This window comes from Foetidibacter luteolus (genome assembly GCF_009650435.1).
GTDB lineage: Bacteria > Bacteroidota > Bacteroidia > Chitinophagales > Chitinophagaceae > Foetidibacter > Foetidibacter luteolus.
Window position 1 is genome coordinate 21,878 of the sequence record NZ_VVIP01000017.1, and the last position, 18,011, is coordinate 39,888.

Below are 18,011 nucleotides of genomic sequence, written 5' to 3' on the forward strand. Positions count from 1 at the left end.
GGTGTGTAGTTTGTAATTAAAAGGCAGAAGTTAGTTAGCGGTAGTGAATGGCGATATGGCCTAACTGGCTCACAATTTTTAATGAATCCTTCATCGAAAGTTTTGAACCATCTGCATGTATCCACCGCTTAAGTGGCTGTTCACAAATGAGGTCCTGCACATCTTTCTCACCATAATACTTTTTCATGCGGAGAAAAATCTCCACATCAAACAACCATCTTGTAATGAACTTTTTATTGAACACATTTTCTGCTACCTCCCTCGTCATTACCTTGGCGCCGCACTGCGTATCCTGGAAGCTCATGCCGAGTATCCTGCGAATAAGCATATTGATAGCTTTACTGATGATTTCGCGGGCAGAGTTTTTAGTGATGTTTGCGCCCATCCTGCTAATGCGGGAACCGCTTACTATTTTAAATGAAGAAGATTCAATCGTTTTTACAAGTTCGTCAAAATCTTTAAAATCGGTGGAGAGGTCGGCATCCAGGTATCCGATATAGTCAAACTGTTCGTCTTTTGCAAGGTGCAGCATACCTTGCCGTACCGCTTCTGCTTTACCTCCGTTAACAGGACAGTTATATACACTAATGCTGTCTTCATGTCCCCTGGAAAGAGATTCGAGCACGGCTAGTGTGTTGTCCTTACTGCCGTCATTTACAAAACACAGATGATATCCAAGATTACTGTAAACAAAATCAGAAAACTCTTTTGTTAACAGACGGCGCTCTTCATTGTAGCACGGTATAACAACCCCAATGCATTTCTTTTGTATGGTGCGTGTAACATGATTATCTGCCACGGCTTCTGTAAATGGCAGTAAAGGAGCATGCTTAAACAGTCGTTGTATACGCACCTGGACTTCTTTTACGCCAACCGGCTTTTCAATGTAGTCATCAACCCCCATCTTAAAAGCATTAACAATAGTATCTTCATCTTCCCTGCCAGACATAACGATGATAGGTGTATCCTGCTTCTTTACGTTTCTTATATGGTGAATTACCTCAACACCGGTTACAACCGGCATTCCAAGGTCTGTGATTACCAGATCAGGCTGATGTTCGTCGTATAAGCGTATGGCGTCTTTGCCATTACCGGCGCAAAACACTTCGTAACCTGATGATTGAAGCTTGTTGGAGATAGATTTCAGGATGAGGGGTTGATCATCCGCAGCCAGGATTTTCATGATATTGGTTTTAGTATAATGAAGATGAAAGCAGATAAAACAAAAGAAGCAATATGGCAAGTCTCACAGGTTTTAAATACTTTCGCAACTCTTAACAAAATTAATAAGGCTGTATGCCTGCTCCTATTAAATTGTCTTGAGTACTAATTAAATTATGGTAAATGCCTTTTACTCCGGCACATGTTTCTGCGGTAATTCCTTTAAAAAATATTAAAAGCGGGCAACTGTCTTTCACTGCACTGGCTATAGGCAGTATGGTGCCCGACTATGAATATTTTGTAAGAATGACTTTGTATGGTCATTACGGCCATACATTACCAGGCATTTTTTTGTTCGATATTCCCCTGGGACTATTTCTATATGTTCTTTATCATGCCATAGTGAGGAAACCGCTTATAACCCATCTGCCTCAATCGCTTTATCTAAGATTTTGCTTCGCTTACAATTTCAATTGGATAGCATACATCCAAAAGCATTTCCTCATCGTGCTTTTGTCGCTATTGCTGGGAACATTGACTCATTTTATCTGGGATGGTTTTACGCATGACGAGGAATACTACCTTGCCACCCAACTTCGTTTCTTGCTGCATAAATTTAATATTGCAGGTTATTCGGTTCCGCTTTATAATATTTTACAGGGGTTTAGCAGCATACTAGGTATGGCCATTCTTTATTGCTTTATTAAACGCCTGCCTAAGTATAACGGCTCCCGTCAAAAACATCAAACAATAGGAAAATTCTGGGTGCTCGTTTTTGCAATAGGTGTTATAGCCGGTTCAATACGGTGGCTGGCAGGCATGCCCGATGAAAAGTTAGCCGGCCAAATCATTGTAGTTTCCATAAGCGCCCTGCACATTGGGTTATTAATTACCTGCCTGTTATTTTCCGCACGCAAAACCTACACGAAAAGCAAATTGCCGGATAACTATTATGGCAAATAAAAGATAATAAATCCACCTGCATATCTTAGAGTTAATTGATTAATCTGGTTATAAATCTGAAAGAAAAAATATACGGCATTTATTGCCATATTTCGAAAAGTACGGCTGTGCCGATTAATACCCACAGCGCTTGCGCACAACAACTATCCTTGGCTATCTTATCATTTCAAACGCAGCCTCCGGAAAGTTTTCTCCACCATTACAGTATTGTGTAACTTGTAATACATACTTAGTTTTATGGATGGCGTTGTTATTATAGGCGCCGGCGCTGCCGGCTTAATGGCTGCTAAAGAATTAACTGCAAAAGGATACAAGGTTACCCTGCTGGAAGCCGCTGATAAACCCGGCGGCAGGATACACACTATCCACCACCCTTTATTTGAACAGCCCATAGAAGCTGGTGCTGAATTCATTCATGGCAGGCTGCCGGTAACATTGCAATTGCTGGATGAAGCCGGGATAGAATACCGGCCTGTGCAGGGCAGCATGATACGCGTAAACGACTGCAAGTGGCAGGAAGAAGATGAACTAATAACAGGTTGGGACTACCTGATGCAGGTAATGAACCAACAGGCAGAAGACATGACTATCGCCCAATTTTTATCCGCTTATTTTGCTGACGACAAATACAGCCAATTCCGTAACACAGTAAAATCTTTTGCTGAAGGCTACGACCTGGCAGATATCAACAAGGCAAGCCTCTTTGCGTTAAGGGATGAATGGATAAATGAGGAACCTGAACACTACCGCATACCGGGGGGATATGAGCAATTAATAACCTACCTGCAAAAAGAGGTTACCGGCGCAGGTGGCGTTATTCGTTACCGCTGTATAGCAAAACATGTTTCCGTAAAAAATGAAGGCGTGGAAATTACCTGCAACACCGGGGAAATACTAAATGCCGGCAAAGTTATAATAACCGTGCCCCTGGGTGTTTTACAAAGCAACCAGTCAAAAGCATCGCTGGAAATTGAACCGCTGGAAACAGAAGTGAGGGAGGCCATATCCAATATGGGTTTTGGGCCGGTTATTAAAATACAACTGCAGTTTAAAGAAGCGCTGTGGCACCGCTATAAAAATGAGCTGGGCTTTATCCTGAGCAATGAAGTTATCCGCACCTGGTGGACACAGTTTCCGGGCAGCTACCCGTTGCTCACAGGCTGGCTGGGCGGCGCCAGCGCAGCAGCATTTAAAAACGACAGTGACGAAACGATATTATCCCTGGCCATTACCTCGCTGGCAAACATTTTTTGCCTGCCGCAGCAAGAAATAACCGGCCTAATAACAGCCTCGCTGGTGCACAACTGGCAGGTAAAAGATTTTACACTGGGCGGTTACAGTTACGATACGCTTCACTCCGCCAGGGCACGAAAAGTGTTGCAGCAACCTGTAGGCAACCACGTTTACTTCGCCGGCGAAGGCCTGTATGAAGGCCCATTCCCCGGCACAGTCGAGGCAGCGTTGGTAAGCGCTAAAAAAGTAACCGAAGGTTTTGAAAACCGTATTTAACTGCCAGTTTAATTATTTCTAAGTTCTTCTTCAATTTGCTCGTTCAGGATGCTCTCCTGTGCCAGTATCCAGCCGGGCAACTGCTGTTCTGTCATGCGCCAGCCACCGTTTTCTTTTCTCATCTGGAAGATAATCCTGTTACCCCTGTCATCCACCACATCCACGCTAAACAGCTCTTCCTCAGGGCCTTTCATCTTCCTGAAATTAAATTCCCTCAACCTTCCGTCAGCCTTCACCAGTTTTGTAAACTGGATATTTTTAACAAAGCGTATTTGCATAAATGTTCCCTCAGCAATTAATGTGCTACAGTTGCCATCCTAACGAAAGAAGCAGCAAAAAATTTTGCACAGCCCTCATCTTTTAAGCAAATACCTGTACCTGCACACAGCAGCCTTATTAAGCTTGTTTGTTGATAGAAAACAATTTGTACCTTGCCTGCGTATATAACGGTTGAGTAACTAATTTCTTTAAAAAAAGCAGCTATATGGGAAGTTTTGGTTTCCAGGAAATACTGATTATCGCCCTTGTAATACTGGTTTTGTTTGGCGCACGTAAAATTCCGGAATTTATGAAAGGCATCGGCAAAGGCATCCGTGAGTTTAATGATGCCCGCGACACAGATACCAAAAAAGAAGAAGAGAAAAAGAAAGACACAAAAGCCGCTGAATAAAACCGGCATTTATTATACCCAGGTAAATGGGTTTTCTGATGCTATATGTGTAACAGGTATGCCGCTAAGTTTGGGCTTTAACCATTCTGCCAGCCAAAGCATGCCGGGCTCTTCGCTAACCGAGTGACCAAGTACTACCAGGGCTATATTTTTACCAAGCGCCCTGGCATCTCTTATGTATTCGGCTGTTTCCCATTCATGCACTTCTCCCACTACCAGTAAATCGGGCTTTTCGCTTTCCGCTGTAGATACCTGTGCCTGCCCGCCCCATGCGCCGGGCATTAATGCTATGCGGCTGCATAACTGACTAACATCGCCAATTACCCGCACCTGCTGTATGCCAAGGCTGCTTTTAAGGTGCCTTGCAATATCGCCCACGGTAGCTGCCGGCATTTGCAGTATTACGCTGCCCGGCTGTACATACTGTTGCCAGCCCGCCTGTTTGGCAACACCATACAGTACGCCATCAGGGTTGTAGCTGTGCCAATAATCATGAAAGCGCCACACGGCTATCTTATGCTTATCCAGCAACGCCTGTTTTTCTTTAAGTACTTCGTTGGCTTTTACCCAATCCTTATCATCCTGATGATTGTAAAAGGTTGGCTCGTGGGCTATAATAAAATTGGCATTCAGCTTTACGGCTTCCCTTATAAGCGTAACAGTGGCAAACATGGTGGTAACAATACCAGTAACCTTTGTACTGCCACTCCCGCTTTTAAGGGTATCTACCGTTTTTCCGAACGAAGGAGCGCTTACTTCCTTTAAGATTAAATCCATAACGTATTCCACTGTATTTTTTTCAGGGGTTGTAAAGCCGCAGCCTGCACCCAGGGCAGGTATTGAAAGCATTGCGGAGGCGCCGCTTAACTGGAAAGCCCTGGCAAACAAAGCCCGGCGGTTGAGATGGGCGTGCAGTACGTTGGTGTGGTGCATGGGTATTGTGTTTTAAGCTTAAATGTAACAATAAATGCTGCAGAGATAAAAGCGCTAATAAAGTTGCGCTGAAGCCCGGCCATTCTATCCTGCGGGCAAAGCCGGGCTTTGCAATATCGCTGAATGGCTGCCGGATTGAAGCGTAAAGCCCGCAGCCACGAGGTACGAGTGGCGAGGACTTGCAGCGAAAAGCCGGAACTGCTGTTCAGCAACGCCGCAAAAGCCCCCGGCCCCAAAACATCCCTTAAAATAAGGATAATGCCCTAATGTTTTTTTAAGCGCCTGCCTTTTTGAAAACCAATACTTTCGCAAGTATCAAAATCAGCTAACTCCCAAATCTTCCAGTCGCTGTGAAAAAAACTCCAATAACACTAAGCCTGCTGGTGTTTGTTTGCTTTGCATACACACAACCGGAGGTACAGTGGAAGCAATCGCTGGGCGGCTCAGGCTCGGATTTTCTTACCTGCGCAAGGCAAACCGCCGATGCCGGTTACATTATGGCCGGCTACAGCAACTCTCAGGATGGCCATATTACGGCCCCCCATGGCGGCTACGATGCATGGGTTGTTAAAACAGATTTATATGGTACGCTGCTGTGGCAAAAGGCCATTGGCGGTACTGGTTTTGACCAGGCGCAAAGCATTTTGCCAACGCAGGATGGCGGTTATATTTTTACCGGCGCCACCAGCAGTAATGATGGAGATGTACCCAATGGCGTGCAGGGTGGTTTTGAAAAAGACTGCTGGATAGTAAAGCTGGACGGGGCCGGTAATATACAGTGGCAAAAAACTCTGGGCGGCACCGGGCAGGATGTTGGCTATGCCATTGTACAGGGTGCAAACGGCGGGTTTATGGTAGCCGCGTCCACTAACAGTAACGATGGCGATATCAGCACCAGCCATGGCGGCAGCGATTACTGGGTTATAGCACTTGATGCCAACGGCAACCTGTTATGGCAAACCACCGCCGGCGGCAGCAGGGATGATATACCGCAGGACGTTAAGCCAACACCTGACGGCGGCTGTATTGTAACCGGTACAACAGCATCTGCCGATGGCGATATTATCAACTATAAGGGCGCTACAGATTGCTGGCTGGTTAAACTGGACAATATCGGCCACCTGCAATGGCAGCAAACACTGGGCGGCAGCCGCCCGGAAAGCAGCCGCTGCATAACACTTACCAGCGATGGCGGTTATATAATGGCAGGCGCTACCCTGTCTGAAGATGGCGACGCCGCAACCCCTAACTACAGCACGATGACCCATGATGCATGGCTGGTTAAGCTGGATGCAGCCGGCAGCATTCAATGGCAACGCAAATTTGGCGGTACGCTGGATGATAACTTCAACAGTATTCAACAAACAGCTAACGGCGGTTTTGTTGCCGCCGGTTACAGCAACTCTAACAACAACGATGTTAGCGAGAACCGTGGCGGCTACGATTACTGGATGCTGCAACTGGATGCCGGCGGCAATACAGAGTGGCATAAAACACTGGGCGGCGCAGCGGAAGATAAGGCCTGCTCCATTATACCCACCAGTTCGGAAACCTACCTGGTAGCAGGCTATTCTTATTCCAAAAACGAAGATATAAACAGCAGCCGCGGCCTTTGCGATTACTGGATGTCTCAACTGGGCGGCATAACGCTGCCTGTCACGCTGGTAGATTTTACCGCTGCACGCAAAGCGCCTATGATTCAGCTTGACTGGGCTACCGAAACAGAAAAAGACAACCGTGGTTTTTACATAGAGCAAAAACAAACCTACAGCGACAGTTTTGCCGCCATTGCGTTTGTGCCCACCCACGCCGCTAACGGCAACAGCAGTACAAGAATGGAATACAGGTATACTTATACCAGCAAGTGGGCCGGTAATAACTGGTACCGCATAAAGCAGGTTAACAGGGATGGCAAAAGCACCTATTCGGCCGTGGTGGCGGTTAACGGAGAAAGCAGTTCTTCAGTAGCCTTGTACCCTAACCCCGTGCAGGATAAATTTACGGTACAGGGCCTTGAAGCCGCGGAACAAAGTAACCTTAGTATACTGGATGCCGGTGGCCGCCTGTTGGGCGCAACCACCACGCAAAGCAATAGCTGCAACTGGCAGGTACAAGGCTTGTCCCCGGGCAAATACTACCTGCACGTACGCCAAAAAAAGGGCAACACTACCATTGGGTTTATAAAAAAATAGGCTGGGGTATGCAAAAAATTTTGGGGCCGTAAGCAGCATATCGCTGCTGTGCTCTAGTCCCGGCTTTTCGCTCCAAGTCCTCGCCACTCGTACCTCGTGGCTGCGGGCTTTACGCTTCAATCCGGCAGCCATTCATCAGCGGTAATTCTACTGAACTGAAGCATTTGCAACATAATCATCAATATCGCAAAGGCAAGCATGCATCAGGCAATTTTCTTATCACCAGCAACTCCTTAAGCAATAACTACGTTGTAAAATACACTGCCATTTGCATTAATTTTGAACCATGACAAGGGAAGAAAAATTTATGCATGAAGCTGTGCTGGCAGGATTAGAGGGCATACATACCAACCAGGGAGGGCCATTTGGCTGTGTTGTTGTAAAGGACGATGAAATTGTTGGACGCGGGTGCAACCGGGTATTGGCCTCTACAGACCCTACCGCACATGCGGAGGTGGAAGCCATAAGGGAGGCATGTAAAAACCTGGGCAGCTTTCAGCTAACCGGCTGCGAACTCTACACCACCTGCGAGCCCTGCCCCATGTGCCTGGGCGCTATTTACTGGGCAAGGCCAGACAAAGTATATTACGCCTGTGATAAAAATGATGCCGCCGAAGCAGGTTTTGATGATTCTTTCATCTACGCTGAAATTGACAAGCCTCACCACCACCGTAAAATTGCCATGCAACCCATGAACAAGGAGGAAGCCCAAGAACTTTTTGGAGCATGGAAAAACAAGAACAACAAAACACTGTATTGATGACGGGCCTGCACGTTAAAGACATTATTGACTACTACAGACTGCTGCCCCACCCTGAAGGCGGCTATTATAAAGAAACTTACCGCAGCGCTGAAAGTATTACACCGGAATGCCTGCCCGGCCGCTTTACCGGCAACAGGAGTTTTTCAACGGCTATTTATTTTTTGCTGGAGCAGGGCAATTTCTCCGCTTTTCACCGCATTAAAAGCGATGAAGGCTGGCATTTTTACGCCGGGGGGCCGCTGGATGTTTTCATAATACTGCAGGATGGCCGGCTGCAGGTAACCAGGCTGGGCAATAACATAACAGGCGGTGAAACCTTTCAGGCATTTGTGCCGGCAGGCTGCTGGTTTGCATCCGCACCCGCGGCGGGCAGCAGCTACAGTTTTGTGGGCTGCACCGTAGCCCCGGGTTTTGATTTCGCTGATTTTGAATTGGCCAAAGCAGAAGTGCTTGTACTGCTTTATCCGCAACATGAGGAAGTGATAAGGAAGCTGACGAGGATGTAGATTGAGCAATCTCGTCATTACCATTCGGCAGCCAGTAACAGAAAAAGCATTGAGATAAATTATAACAACAAAAATCCCTATTCAATCTCAAGTTTAATTTATGGGGTTATCCAAACTTAATACTGCAAAGCTATTGCTTTTAGTGACGGCCTTTTTTGCAACTTTTGCTGTTTACTCCCAGGACAGCATAAAAATCAGGCAAATTGATTCGCTGGTTAATGCGATTAACCTGGCTGATTTTAAGGTTCAAAACGATACCATAATACAAAATCAACCTGAAGTTGGATTGTATATGCGTACCTATCTTACAGCGATAACTAACGAAAAAGAATTAAAGAAATACACCAACACCGTTAATGCTACCACGCAAAATAGCGGAGTTACGAAGCAGATTATCTCGGCCAATGTATTTTACTTCCATAACAACAAGCTTATAAAGGTGGAGGAACAGATAACAGACGATAAAAAAAAGCTGGAACTGTTTTGGTATTATGACGATAACAAACCCATTCATTATAACCTTTCATCTGACAAAGCGCAAGACCGGGCAGAGTTTTTATTAACGTTATCCAAATCCATGCTTGAAAAATTTGAATCTCAGCAAAACTAATTTTATGGAAATGTGAACCTGCTGCACTTTGCTGCGTAGCGAACAAAGCGTACAAGTGAGTGACACAACCAAAGCCTCATAGTAGCTATGCAGTGTGTCCCAAAAAAATGCCTGGATTTAACGCCCCTTCCTGCGTTGCAATTCTTTGTTCAGCAGCGCCAGTTCCCGGCCAGTCTGGCCGCTTACACTGGTGTTTTCCTGTGCACGGCGCATAAGGTAGGGTATCACATCGTTAATGGGGCCAAAAGGCAGGTATTTGCTAACCGAGTAACCGGCTTTGGCAAGGTTAAAGCTAATGTTATCGCTCATTCCGTACAACTGGGAGAAATGTACATGCGGATGGTTATGCGGCAGGCCGTTACTGTCCAGCAGTTCAGCGGCCAGCATATTGCTTTCTTCATTATGAGAGGCCACAATAAAAGCAATATTGCCAATATTGTTTACGCAGTACTGCAAAGCCTCGTTATAATCCCTGTCAGTAGATTCTTTATCGGGCTGTATGGGCGAAGGGTAACCTTTTTGCTGCGCCCTGGTACGTTCCCGTTCCATATAGGCGCCACGTACCAGTTTTACAGCCAGTGTAAAGGCTTTCTGGCGGGCAATGCGGTGAGAAAGTTTTAGAAAGTCCAGCCTGTCGTGCCGGTATAATTGTATCGTATTGTAAACAATAGGATGTTCTTTGTTGAATATCTCCATCATTTCGATGGTAAGGCGGTCAATGGGGTCTTGTATCCAGCTTTCTTCGGCATCAACCAGAACGCCTATGTTGTTAAGGGCGGCCGCCTCGCAAATTCTGAACATGCGTTCACGTACATTTTCCCACTCGTCTATTTCTTCTTCATGGTCGTGAATACCGCTGCGTAAACGGGGGGCTTCGTTTAGTTTTTGCAACAGGCTAAACCGGGCAAAGCCGGTAACCTTAATACTGATAAAGGGAATATTTGTTTGCGTGGCGGCATACCTTATTACCTTAATGAATTGTTCTGTAGCATGTTCAAAACTCTCTTCGCCTTCCTTTCCTTCAACACCATAATCCAGTATTACCTTAACATTATAGCTGTCAAGCAATTTGCCTATGCGGGCTGTTTCTTCCAGCGTTTCGCCGCCTACAAACTGTTTAAAAATGGTTTTACGCACCATGCCCTGTATAGGCAGGCCAATCTTCATCATAAGCGGCGTAACACGTGTACCTAAAGCCACAAACCAGGGATAATGCATGGTTTGCAGCAACCTCCTGGCGCTCTTCAATTCCTTTTCGCTCTTGTAGGCAAATGCGGTTTCCGTATTATCGAAGGACATCTCCATAGCTGTCATCTTTCCGCTGCGAATATCGGTAGCTTAACCTTAAGTAAAAAATTAAGATGCCAACTTTATGCACATGCAGGGGATTTCTAATGATGTTCTAATTTTTATCCTTCGCTGTTACTGCCTGTAACCATTAGGGGATGCGATAATGAGCCTGCAAAAAAGCAAGAAGTTACATTTTGGGTAAGGGGGCTGCGGCGGTGGCTTTATGCCGGATTTCTAGCACAACCCTCAGTCATAAAAAAAGTAGCAACTTTTCAGTTGCCACCTTTTAGTAGAAAACCACATTTTTAAACCTTTGCTGCGCTTTTACTGGCGGAGCTTTTCCGAATTATTGCCTATTGAATAATATCCCTTGCTGATAACCGGCTTGTCCTTTCCTGCTGATATTACTGTGATTTGCTTTTTTAACCTGCTGTTGTTATTGCCAATGGCGTAATAACCTTTGCCCACCACAGGTGCGGCGGCAGCAGTAACTTCTACAGTTTCCAATGCGGCTGTAGATGGTTTCAGCTTAGCGGCATTATTGCCAATGGCATAATACCCTTTTGTTACAGTTGGCGTGGTTTGTTTATTTTGACCCATTGCATAAACTGAAGTAAACAATAAACCTATGAAAAGTGTGAATATTTGTGTTTTCATGATAATTTTTTTTAGTTAAGGCAAACAATTACTATAGCGCTGATTTTTACCACAAAAAATGGGGTGCAACGCAGTGGTTTGCTTGTACAGGCAAACGCTAAAAACTCAATTACTGATTAGAGGAACAGGTAATTGTTATAGCCTGAAAACACAATGGCGTATGGTGAGAGATACAGGTGAAGAAACTGTATGCCGGGCAAGCTGTTCAGCACGGAATGCGCCGGACAGTTGCAGATTGACCCTGCTGAGAACGGAAATTACCGGGCGTACAATCTTGTTTTTGGAATCGGTATTAATGTGGTTCCTGGCAGCGGTAAGCGCATGCAGGTTAACTTCGGCAGACTCTTCGGAACCGCTGTTCCTTTCTTCGGATGCAATATTGGTTGCCAGCTCCTGGGCAGAGCGTAAATCGCTCCACACCACACCGCCTGTAAAGGAGAAATATAAGGCGGTAAATAATATGGCAACTAATCTTTTCATATCTGTGAGCCACAAAACTAACAAACGATATACATCATACCAAATGAGAAATTGTTAAATAAAATCAACATATTTTATTACCACTATCAGGTAACCTGGCAAATAAAAACGCAGGTTAAACAACGGGATTACCGGCAAAATAAGGTTGCAATTTAACCCGCATCGCTTCGGGCATAGTAGTCTTTTTCCATGTTTTGGTTTCCAGGAAATAGAGCTTTACGTTACCCGCTGTAAGCAGCTTGCCTTTCTCGTTAAACACCTCCTGGTGAAACTCAATGCGGTGGTCGTGGGGCATTTCGCGTATCTGTGTTTTAACGGTCAGCAGGTCATCGTAGGTGGCAGGCCGAAGGTACTTTATGTTCAGCTCAACAACCGGCATCATAACCCCCTGTTCCTCCATGTCCTTATAAGTATAACCAAGCTGCCTTATGCTTTCAACCCTGCCCACTTCAAAGTACTGTGCATAGTTGCCGTAGTACACCACGTTCATCTGGTCTGTTTCTGCGTAACGTACCCTTATCTGGGTTATAGATTCGTACATGTGGTTATAGGTTTGTATTCGCCTGCTTTGTTGCTTAATTGTTCATCATGCCATCCACACTAATTCTGCCCGGGCCGCAAAGCAACAGTGTAAGAAATGCCGTTAAAAACATTATCGCCAGCTCAGACTCAAAAAAGCCCTTGCCCTTATCCGCGCCGTAAATAACAACAAGCATAGTAACAATAAGTGGTATTACCGCAAACCTTGTAAACAAGCCGAGGATAATAAACAGGCTGCAAAACACTTCAGCAAAAATGGCCAGTATAAGCGAAAATTTAGAGCCCATGCCCATAAAGTTGTAGAACTCGTTTTGCAGTGTAGCGAACTTCATCAGCTTGGGCAATCCATGCTTAATTAACAGTGCCAAACCAAAACCTGTACGCAAAAGCAGCATAGCAATGTTGAATGCCGCGGCGCTGTATTTTATGGATAACAGTTTCCGCATGTATTTAATTTGAATGTTTGCAAAAATAGGGAAACTGAGATAAGGGAAGAGCCAGGTACGAGTTACGAAGTGCGAAGTACTTGGGTGTAACAGGTTGATTTTTTTGCGGACAGGCTGTAAACAAGTACGAGTTACGAAGTACCTGGGTGTAACAGGTTGATTTTTTTGCAGGCAGACTGTAAACAAGTATTTTCTACAAAATGCTTTTGTTAGCCACTTGCGTAAGACACAAGACATTTACGTCGTACATGCCACATCAAACATCTTACATAAAAAAGTACTTCGTACTTCTGCCTTCGTACTTGGGGGTGCCCCCAAGCTATCGCAAGGGGTCGGGTTTTCCGCTATTACTCCGCCACAAAGCCCTGCTGCGAAGGCTTCAGCGGGGTAGCCGCTTCAATCCCTCACCCAAGGTGCGACAGGCTTATCTTTTGCGGGCAGGCGGGTGTTTGAAGTACGATTTACGGAGTACGAAGCACTTTTATTTAGCTGCTTGCCTAAAGACTATGCTCAATAAAAAGATATTCACCAAAGTACTTCATACTTGTTATCAGCAACCCTAACGCAACGTCCGCTCATAATCTTCAAACCTCACTTTGACAATTTTTGACCGGCTTTCATTACGCAAGACAACACCTTCAGCCTTTTTCAATGCATTTTCAGACAGTGCTACATTTGTATTTGGTATAAATTTTTTGAGATTATCTAAAACAACGCTGTGAGACATATCACCTAAATCAAAATCAACTATTGGCACAAGTTCAAAACCTGAAAATTTGCTTTCAATTTCTAACCGGGGAAGGAAATTTTGTCCATATACAATTCCGTTTTCAGTTTCCCTTTCGCGCCACTTTGAAATTTCCTGTTGCGACATTTCAAGCATTGACAAATCATCGTAAACGGCAACATCAAAAACACGAAACCCATTTTTATCTTGACCGTACCATTTAGAATTTGCAGTTGTTTTGCCACCATAAAATTCGCCATAAATAACGGTTAACTTATCTGTTTGCGGAATCTTGACACTTAACTCTTTCAGGCCATCAACAATACCCTGAGCATTATCAAAATATAAGTCGTGGGAATGGTGTAAAATAAATTCTCTTGCTCCAATTAAATATTCAGACCCATAGCAAATAATTCTTGCGTTTGTCCCGTCTATTTTTTCGGTTGCATACATTTTTTCTCCTTGGATTGGCGTTGTAAGTTCGTTTTTAAGGCGGCCCCTTTCACCTAATTGATGAAGTGTGAGTATTGAAGGATACTTTGTAAGAGTGTTTATTTTCTCTTTACCGAATTTTGAAATTAAATCTTTAATCATTTCGACACCTTATTTAAGTCCGGGAAATTTGTAAAGATAACTTGAATAAGGGCAGTAGAGAACATTGGATTTTATGCAAGTTGGACTTAACATTGAAACATGAGCTAAGTGCAAATCCCGGGCTGAGATTCGGTACTGACAAATAAATCTCAACATCAGTCTTAAATTCAGCTTCACATTTCTGCTCGGCAGCGGTTACTGGCAAACAGAATATTAATTACCGGCCTGGATAAAGCCCTGCTTGTTTACAATCTTTCCGCAAAAAATTCGGCATATTACACCAAAGTACTTTGTACTTCGTAAATCGCACTTGTTTACAACCTATCACAAAAAAATAAACCCGCTGCACCAAAGTACTTCGTACTTCGTAAATCGTACTTATTTTTGCCGTTTGCAAAAAAGAATACGTTGATAACAATTGGTTCAATACAACTGCCGCAGTTTCCGCTGTTGCTGGCGCCCATGGAAGATGTGAGCGACCCGCCCTTTAGGGCTGTTTGCAAAGACAATGGCGCCGATCTGCTGTACACAGAATTCATTTCCAGCGAAGGCCTGATACGTGATGCCATCAATGCCCGTAAAAAGCTGGACATTTTTGATTACGAACGCCCCGTGGGTATACAATTGTTCGGCGGTGACGAAGACAGCCTTGCCATGGCCGCACAAATAGCGGAAACCACCAACCCGGATTTTATTGACATTAACTTTGGCTGCCCTGTTAAAAAAGTAGCCTGCCGTGGCGCCGGCGCCGGCGTACTGAAAGATATTAACCTGATGGTGCGCCTGACTGAAGCTTGTGTTAGGGCTACCCGTCTGCCCGTTACGGTAAAGACAAGGCTGGGCTGGGATGACCAATCTAAGAACATTGAAGAAGTGGCTGAACGCCTGCAGGATGCCGGCATACAGGCATTGGCCATACATGGCCGCACACGCAGCCAGATGTACAAAGGTGTGGCTGACTGGAGCCTGATTGCCAAAGTAAAGAACAACCCACGCATACGCATACCCATTTTTGGCAACGGTGATATCAACAGCCCGGAGAAAGCCATGGAATACCGCAACCGCTATGGCGTAGATGGCATAATGATTGGCCGGGCTGCCATTGATTACCCCTGGATATTCCGCGAAATAAAACACTACCTGCAAACCGGCGAACGCATGCCCGGCCCTACACTGGAAGAAAGGCTGGCTGTTTGTAAGAAGCACCTGCGAAAGTCCGTTGACTGGAAGGGGCCTGTTACCGGTTTACTTAAAATGCGCCGCCATTATGCCAATTACCTGAAGGGGTTGCCGGATATAAAACAATTTCGCGACAGGCTGGTACGCTTGAACAATATCGAGGAAGTAGAACGTGTACTGGACGAAATAGCGCTTACCTACAAAGGCATTGACATAGCAGATATGGAAATTGAGCTGGTTAATTACCATGAGCATTGCGGGGTATAAAGATTCCACAACCTGCTGCACCTTCGGGTGAGGGATTGAAGCGGCTACCCCGCTGAAGCCTTCGCAGCCCAGTTCCTGTGGCGGAGTAATAGCGGAAAGCCCGACCCCTTGCGCAGCTTGGGGGCACCCCCAAAAGCAAGTACGAAGTACTTGTGATATGTTAGATGTTTAACGTGGATGTACAATGTAAAAAAGAAATTTGCAAGCAGCTAACAAAACAATTCGTAACTCATACCTGTTTACAGCCTGTCCACAAAAAATGAACCTGCTACACCCAGGTACTTCGTACTTCGTAACTCGTACTTGTTTCCAGCCTGCCAGCATTGACAAACCCGCTTTTACAGTTAAATTGCACCCATGTTTACCGGAATTATAGAATGCACTGGCACCATACAAAGCATTACTGCCAATGGTACCAACAGGACTTTTGTGATAGCCTCGCCCATTTCCGCCGAGCTTAAGGTTGACCAAAGCGTTAGCCACAGCGGTGTATGCCTTACTGTTGAGGAAGTAAATGACGGCACCCACAGCCTTACGGCCATTGAGGAAACCCTGAAAAAAACCAACCTGGGCAACTGGCAAACCGGCGGCCTGGTAAACATGGAACGTTGCCTGGCCATGAATGGCAGGCTTGATGGGCACATTGTACAGGGCCATGTAGATGCGACGGCGGTATGCACCGGAAAAGAAAACAAAAATGGAAGCTGGGAGTTTAGCTTTAGGTTTAATGAAGAGTTTGCCGCACTGGTTATTGAAAAGGGCTCCATTGCAGTTAATGGCATAAGCCTTACTGTTTTTAATGTGGGCGTTAATGAATTTTCTGTAGCTATTATTCCATACACCTACAACCATACCAATATAAGCAGTGTTGAAACCGGGGATACGGTTAATATAGAGTTTGACATGGTGGGTAAATATATACAACGCCTTCACCAGCTTAACCAAAGGGCAGATCAAGCGCAAACGGCTAACTTTGATTCTGGCAAAATATAAGCAATATGCACTTTATCAATAAATGGCAACAGCAACATTGTTGATAACAATAAACCAGTTTGTCGGGTAACTATGGTTTAAATATCGACGTATCATAATGCACTGTTATATACTTAGGGATTTCATTAACAGGTTTGATGCTTACACTAGCTTTAAATACGTAATTATAACGGGGAAACTGCTTATAATACTTTTCTGTTGGTGCAAGATCGAAGGAATGCAAAACAGTTACCCTTGCAGTATCAGCATGATATAGCCAACCAAGACCTTCTTTAAAACCCAAATGAAATATCTTTACACCATTTAATTGTTTGGGCAAATTCTGAATACAAACAGGCTGGCCTGGTTTTAAAGTTACACTAACATCTCTCAGTAAAGATTCACTTACCACGCTGGCCACCCTGTAATCACGGGAATTTTTATAAAGAAAACCAACTGAACCTAAAATAAACAACCCGGCAAAAAATGTTTTTATCCATAGCCTGCAACGCAAATGCACGATAAACAATGCAGAAAAAAAACTAAAGAATACTGAAGGCAGATATAAAAAACGTTCAGACTCGGTATCGTGGGTATCAATCCCTAACCCTACAAATGGCAACAATGCAATAAGCCAGGCACTCAAAACCAGGAAAAAAAGAGTGGTATGTTTTTTTGTTTTTAAAATAAATACACCCCAGCCTAAAAACGCACCAAATACAATGCAGTAAGCTGTTACAAACCCAATTGTTGAGCCAAGCGGCGGCAAAAAGCTCCTGGCCAAAAGCCTGTTATAATTAAGCACCCACGATTGAAATGGAAAACGTGCAAACCCGCCCGCCTCATATTGATTGATTATTTCTCCGAGTAGATACACTCTTATGATCAGATAGGCAAAAAACACCGAAACATACACAACAACAAAAAAAAGCTCAGCACGAAAGGTGCTTTTGTTTTTCCTGATTTCCAAATACGAAATTGTTGCTATTATTAATGGGCTGATCCAAACGCTTTCATAAGTAAATAACCCAAACAAAAAGGCTATGACAGATGAAAAAAACCAGAAGTACCCTTGATGCCTTTGCAGGTATGCAAGCAAAGAGACCAGAAAAAAAAGGGTACTTAGCGAGGCCCCGCCCCCCAAAACCCACAATACCGCTTCAGAATGAAAGGGATATACGGCGAAAAAAGAGGCAGATAAAACTCCCGCAATATGACAGGCTTGCCTATCAAAATTTCCATACAAATTGAAAAGAGTTCTACCAACCCTATAGACAAGCCAACAACAAAAAAGATGTATCAAAAGCCGGTCGAAATGATAACCCGCAGGATGCTTACCCCAAAGAAACAACTCAAGCTTCAACAATACTTCATGTACAATCCGTAGAGAATTATGTTGTAAAAAATTTCCATTTTTTGTAAGCGTGATATGTACAAAATCATCGTTTAAAAAATATATGCCGAAAGGGTTATATGCCAATAGCGAAAATAAAATACTTAGAAAAAAAATTGATAACGCCGCCCTATAATTAAAAACATTCTGCATAATGGC

General features: G+C 44.5%; 20 protein-coding genes. 10 read left to right on the forward strand and 10 right to left on the reverse strand.

Annotated elements, in window-relative coordinates; all coding sequences use genetic code 11:
* Nucleotides 1-34 precede the first annotated feature (34 nt).
* Entirely contained in the window at nucleotides 35-1,183 is a 1,149-nt protein-coding gene (locus F0364_RS05380) for a response regulator (protein WP_153796741.1), read from the reverse strand.
* A gap of 161 nt (nucleotides 1,184-1,344) precedes the next feature.
* Between F0364_RS05380 and F0364_RS05385 the strand changes: the two genes are divergently transcribed.
* Together F0364_RS05385 and F0364_RS05390 are read left to right on the forward strand one after the other, a co-directional pair.
* Complete coding sequence (locus F0364_RS05385) at nucleotides 1,345-2,124, forward strand: DUF4184 family protein (RefSeq protein WP_153796742.1); 780 nt, start codon at nucleotides 1,345-1,347, stop codon at nucleotides 2,122-2,124.
* A 237-nt stretch (nucleotides 2,125-2,361) separates the two neighbouring features.
* Nucleotides 2,362-3,633: a flavin monoamine oxidase family protein gene (locus F0364_RS05390; RefSeq protein WP_153796743.1), complete on the forward strand. Its 1,272-nt coding sequence runs from the start codon at nucleotides 2,362-2,364 to the stop codon at nucleotides 3,631-3,633.
* An 8-nt stretch (nucleotides 3,634-3,641) separates the two neighbouring features.
* Here F0364_RS05390 and F0364_RS05395 read toward each other — a convergent pair whose 3' ends face one another.
* Complete coding sequence (locus F0364_RS05395) at nucleotides 3,642-3,911, reverse strand: hypothetical protein (protein WP_153796744.1); 270 nt, start codon at nucleotides 3,909-3,911, stop codon at nucleotides 3,642-3,644.
* A 206-nt stretch (nucleotides 3,912-4,117) separates the two neighbouring features.
* Between F0364_RS05395 and F0364_RS05400 the strand changes: the two genes are divergently transcribed.
* Nucleotides 4,118-4,303 carry a Sec-independent protein translocase subunit TatA/TatB gene (locus tag F0364_RS05400; RefSeq protein ID WP_153796745.1) on the forward strand — a complete coding sequence of 62 codons (186 nt, stop codon included), beginning with the start codon at nucleotides 4,118-4,120 and terminating at the stop codon, nucleotides 4,301-4,303.
* 12 nt (nucleotides 4,304-4,315) lie between these two features.
* Here the strand turns inward: F0364_RS05400 and F0364_RS05405 are convergent, their stop codons facing one another.
* Nucleotides 4,316-5,236, reverse strand: coding sequence for a Nif3-like dinuclear metal center hexameric protein (locus F0364_RS05405; protein WP_207632527.1), 921 nt, complete (start codon nucleotides 5,234-5,236; stop codon nucleotides 4,316-4,318).
* A 123-nt stretch (nucleotides 5,237-5,359) separates the two neighbouring features.
* Here F0364_RS05405 and F0364_RS28840 point away from each other — a divergent pair, with 123 nt between their 5' ends.
* The 5 genes from F0364_RS28840 to F0364_RS05425 all read left to right on the forward strand — a co-directional run bounded on the left by F0364_RS28840 (nucleotide 5,360) and on the right by F0364_RS05425 (nucleotide 9,307).
* The gene (locus F0364_RS28840) at nucleotides 5,360-5,503 is read left to right on the forward strand and encodes a hypothetical protein (RefSeq protein WP_207632528.1); all 144 of its coding nucleotides are present in this window, start codon (nucleotides 5,360-5,362) and stop codon (nucleotides 5,501-5,503) included.
* Between the two features lie 83 nt (nucleotides 5,504-5,586).
* A complete protein-coding gene (locus F0364_RS05410) occupies nucleotides 5,587-7,428 on the forward strand; it encodes a T9SS type A sorting domain-containing protein (protein WP_153796746.1) in 1,842 nt (613 codons plus the stop codon).
* Between the two features lie 286 nt (nucleotides 7,429-7,714).
* The gene (locus F0364_RS05415; protein ID WP_153796747.1) at nucleotides 7,715-8,188 is read left to right on the forward strand and encodes a nucleoside deaminase; all 474 of its coding nucleotides are present in this window, start codon (nucleotides 7,715-7,717) and stop codon (nucleotides 8,186-8,188) included.
* On the forward strand, nucleotides 8,155-8,697 hold the full coding sequence (locus tag F0364_RS05420) for a cupin domain-containing protein (RefSeq protein ID WP_207632529.1): 543 nt from the start codon (nucleotides 8,155-8,157) through the stop codon (nucleotides 8,695-8,697). Before F0364_RS05415 ends, F0364_RS05420 begins: the two co-directional genes overlap by 34 nt.
* A 100-nt stretch (nucleotides 8,698-8,797) precedes the next feature.
* Nucleotides 8,798-9,307 (forward strand): hypothetical protein, encoded by a 510-nt coding sequence (locus tag F0364_RS05425; RefSeq protein ID WP_153796748.1) that lies wholly within the window; start codon nucleotides 8,798-8,800, stop codon nucleotides 9,305-9,307.
* 117 nt (nucleotides 9,308-9,424) lie between these two features.
* Here F0364_RS05425 and F0364_RS05430 read toward each other — a convergent pair whose 3' ends face one another.
* The 6 genes from F0364_RS05430 to F0364_RS05455 form a co-directional block, all read right to left on the reverse strand.
* Nucleotides 9,425-10,612, reverse strand: a complete 1,188-nt coding sequence (locus tag F0364_RS05430; protein WP_153796749.1) for a proline dehydrogenase family protein — start codon at nucleotides 10,610-10,612, stop codon at nucleotides 9,425-9,427.
* A 309-nt stretch (nucleotides 10,613-10,921) separates the two neighbouring features.
* Nucleotides 10,922-11,254 (reverse strand): hypothetical protein, encoded by a 333-nt coding sequence (locus F0364_RS05435; protein WP_153796750.1) that lies wholly within the window; start codon nucleotides 11,252-11,254, stop codon nucleotides 10,922-10,924.
* A gap of 135 nt (nucleotides 11,255-11,389) precedes the next feature.
* Nucleotides 11,390-11,734 (reverse strand): hypothetical protein, encoded by a 345-nt coding sequence (locus F0364_RS05440; protein ID WP_153796751.1) that lies wholly within the window; start codon nucleotides 11,732-11,734, stop codon nucleotides 11,390-11,392.
* A gap of 115 nt (nucleotides 11,735-11,849) precedes the next feature.
* Nucleotides 11,850-12,275, reverse strand: a complete 426-nt coding sequence (locus F0364_RS05445; RefSeq protein ID WP_153796752.1) for an acyl-CoA thioesterase — start codon at nucleotides 12,273-12,275, stop codon at nucleotides 11,850-11,852.
* Between the two features lie 34 nt (nucleotides 12,276-12,309).
* Nucleotides 12,310-12,720, reverse strand: coding sequence for a DoxX family protein (locus tag F0364_RS28845; protein ID WP_207632530.1), 411 nt, complete (start codon nucleotides 12,718-12,720; stop codon nucleotides 12,310-12,312).
* A gap of 559 nt (nucleotides 12,721-13,279) precedes the next feature.
* Nucleotides 13,280-14,041, reverse strand: a complete 762-nt coding sequence (locus tag F0364_RS05455) for an RNA ligase family protein (RefSeq protein ID WP_153796754.1) — start codon at nucleotides 14,039-14,041, stop codon at nucleotides 13,280-13,282.
* Nucleotides 14,042-14,449: 408 nt separating this feature from the next.
* Here F0364_RS05455 and dusB point away from each other — a divergent pair, with 408 nt between their 5' ends.
* Nucleotides 14,450-15,487 (forward strand): tRNA dihydrouridine synthase DusB, encoded by a 1,038-nt coding sequence (gene dusB / locus F0364_RS05460; protein WP_153796755.1) that lies wholly within the window; start codon nucleotides 14,450-14,452, stop codon nucleotides 15,485-15,487.
* Between the two features lie 357 nt (nucleotides 15,488-15,844).
* Nucleotides 15,845-16,480 (forward strand): riboflavin synthase, encoded by a 636-nt coding sequence (locus tag F0364_RS05465; RefSeq protein WP_153796756.1) that lies wholly within the window; start codon nucleotides 15,845-15,847, stop codon nucleotides 16,478-16,480.
* Nucleotides 16,481-16,550: 70 nt separating this feature from the next.
* Here F0364_RS05465 and F0364_RS05470 read toward each other — a convergent pair whose 3' ends face one another.
* Nucleotides 16,551-18,005 carry a hypothetical protein gene (locus F0364_RS05470; protein WP_153796757.1) on the reverse strand — a complete coding sequence of 485 codons (1,455 nt, stop codon included), beginning with the start codon at nucleotides 18,003-18,005 and terminating at the stop codon, nucleotides 16,551-16,553.
* Between the last annotated feature and the right edge of the window lie 6 nt (nucleotides 18,006-18,011).

What these genes read in the sequence shown, in the direction of transcription:
- F0364_RS05425 (WP_153796748.1), top strand. Translation starts at nt 8,798, where the DNA reads ATGGGGTTATCCAAACTTAATACTGCAAAGCTATTGCTTTTAGTGACG.
- F0364_RS05395 (WP_153796744.1), bottom strand. Translation starts at nt 3,911, where the DNA reads ATGCAAATACGCTTTGTTAAAAATATCCAGTTTACAAAACTGGTGAAG.
- F0364_RS05440 (WP_153796751.1), bottom strand. Translation starts at nt 11,734, where the DNA reads ATGAAAAGATTAGTTGCCATATTATTTACCGCCTTATATTTCTCCTTT.
- F0364_RS05455 (WP_153796754.1), bottom strand. Translation starts at nt 14,041, where the DNA reads ATGATTAAAGATTTAATTTCAAAATTCGGTAAAGAGAAAATAAACACT.
- F0364_RS05445 (WP_153796752.1), bottom strand. Translation starts at nt 12,275, where the DNA reads ATGTACGAATCTATAACCCAGATAAGGGTACGTTACGCAGAAACAGAC.
- F0364_RS28840 (WP_207632528.1), top strand. Translation starts at nt 5,360, where the DNA reads ATGGCTGCCGGATTGAAGCGTAAAGCCCGCAGCCACGAGGTACGAGTG.
- F0364_RS05385 (WP_153796742.1), top strand. Translation starts at nt 1,345, where the DNA reads ATGCCTTTTACTCCGGCACATGTTTCTGCGGTAATTCCTTTAAAAAAT.
- F0364_RS05390 (WP_153796743.1), top strand. Translation starts at nt 2,362, where the DNA reads ATGGATGGCGTTGTTATTATAGGCGCCGGCGCTGCCGGCTTAATGGCT.
- F0364_RS05430 (WP_153796749.1), bottom strand. Translation starts at nt 10,612, where the DNA reads ATGGAGATGTCCTTCGATAATACGGAAACCGCATTTGCCTACAAGAGC.
- F0364_RS05465 (WP_153796756.1), top strand. Translation starts at nt 15,845, where the DNA reads ATGTTTACCGGAATTATAGAATGCACTGGCACCATACAAAGCATTACT.
- F0364_RS05405 (WP_207632527.1), bottom strand. Translation starts at nt 5,236, where the DNA reads ATGCACCACACCAACGTACTGCACGCCCATCTCAACCGCCGGGCTTTG.
- F0364_RS05415 (WP_153796747.1), top strand. Translation starts at nt 7,715, where the DNA reads ATGACAAGGGAAGAAAAATTTATGCATGAAGCTGTGCTGGCAGGATTA.
- F0364_RS05380 (WP_153796741.1), bottom strand. Translation starts at nt 1,183, where the DNA reads ATGAAAATCCTGGCTGCGGATGATCAACCCCTCATCCTGAAATCTATC.
- F0364_RS28845 (WP_207632530.1), bottom strand. Translation starts at nt 12,720, where the DNA reads ATGCGGAAACTGTTATCCATAAAATACAGCGCCGCGGCATTCAACATT.
- F0364_RS05470 (WP_153796757.1), bottom strand. Translation starts at nt 18,005, where the DNA reads ATGCAGAATGTTTTTAATTATAGGGCGGCGTTATCAATTTTTTTTCTA.
- F0364_RS05435 (WP_153796750.1), bottom strand. Translation starts at nt 11,254, where the DNA reads ATGAAAACACAAATATTCACACTTTTCATAGGTTTATTGTTTACTTCA.
- F0364_RS05420 (WP_207632529.1), top strand. Translation starts at nt 8,155, where the DNA reads ATGGAAAAACAAGAACAACAAAACACTGTATTGATGACGGGCCTGCAC.
- F0364_RS05400 (WP_153796745.1), top strand. Translation starts at nt 4,118, where the DNA reads ATGGGAAGTTTTGGTTTCCAGGAAATACTGATTATCGCCCTTGTAATA.